This window comes from Bacteroides sp. RTP31139st1_H2_RTP31139_211217 (assembly GCF_040227615.1).
Lineage (GTDB): Bacteria > Bacteroidota > Bacteroidia > Bacteroidales > Bacteroidaceae > Bacteroides > Bacteroides uniformis.
The window spans coordinates 1-1,392 of the sequence record NZ_JBCNZM010000346.1; the positions used below are offsets into that span (position 1 = coordinate 1).

Consider the following 1,392-nt stretch of genomic DNA (forward strand, 5'->3'; position numbering starts at 1 on the left):
TTGCTCCTCTCTCTTTGCCTCTTCCGCATTGTGGGCGAGAGCATCCATAGTATATGCAAACATAAGATATATGAGCTTTCAAATCATGGTAAGAACTGTTTCTATCGCATGATGATTCGCCCACAGATGGATTGGAGACGATTGATGAACCACTTTGCACTGCGTTATATGTGCCTATTGCGTAAGTATGGCGAAGTTCCTCAATCAGATACCACTACATGTTTCATTATAGATGACACCGTACTTGAGAAGAGTGGTGTGAGGATGGAGGGTATCAGTCGTGTTTTCGACCATATGAAAGGCAGATGCGTATTGGGCTACAAGCTGTTACTTTGTGCCTTCTTTGACGGCAAGACAACTATACCCTTTGATTTTTCACTACATCAAGAAAAGGGGAAGCAAGGCAACTACGGGCTGACAAGACAGCAACTCAAAAAGGCATATCACACCAAGAGGAACACCGGCAATCCTGATTATAAGCGCTTTCAAGAGTGTAAGATGTCTAAGCTGGAAGTTGCCATGGATATGCTTCGCCGTGGATGGAAGATGGGGTTACATGCGAAGTATGTGATTACCGATAGTTGGTTCACCTGCGAGCAACTTATGACATGTGTTAGAAGCATAGGTAAAGGGGCAATGCACTTTGTTGGACTTGCAAAAATGGGAAAGACAAAATACACTATATCGGGCAAAAAGAAAAATGCTGCAGAACTCATTGCCACCTATGAACGTGAACGAGGAAAGAACTGTCGTAAATACAAATGTCGATATATTCAGCTCAACGGCAACTTAGGAGATATACCTATCAGAATCTTCCTCATCAAGTATGGTAGAAACTCCGCATGGAACGTTCTGCTCACCACGGATACAACGATGTCTTTCGTAAAAGCCTTTGAAGTGTATCAGATTAGATGGAACATAGAGGTGATGAACAAGGAGACTAAGCAATATCTCGGATTAGGAGGTTATCAAGGTTGTGACTTTAATGGTCAGATAGCCGACGCAACGCTGTGTTACCTTACATATACCGTCATGGCTTTGGAAAAGAGATTCACAGAATATCAAACCATGGGCGAACTCTTTTCGGATATGGAGGGTGATCTCATGGCACTCACGTTATGGAAGCGAGTTCTTACCTGCATCGAACGCATTCTTCGCATTTTAGGAGAAATACTTGGAATGACGCCCCAATACCTTATGGCTACAATCAGCGGAAACGACAAAGAGATGAGCAAAATCCTTGTAATGGCTGAAGCGTTGGAAAAATGGGACGAAGTATGTGGATAGTCTGCATAACTTCTGTTAGGCATGTGTTAACAGTCAATGGATATGGGGGAAGACAGACAAAGGAAAATGAGAAAAGTTAGTGTTTTAAGGGGTGGGAAACTTTAG

1 protein-coding gene is annotated in these 1,392 nt (G+C 42.8%); it reads left to right on the forward strand.

Going from position 1 to position 1,392, the window contains the following annotated elements; all coding sequences use genetic code 11:
• The coding region (locus ABUA47_RS24815) for an IS4-like element ISBf8 family transposase (RefSeq protein WP_349832297.1) at positions 1 to 1,287 on the forward strand (1,287 nt) is incomplete at its 5' end.
• Positions 1,288 to 1,392: the final 105 nt, after the last annotated feature.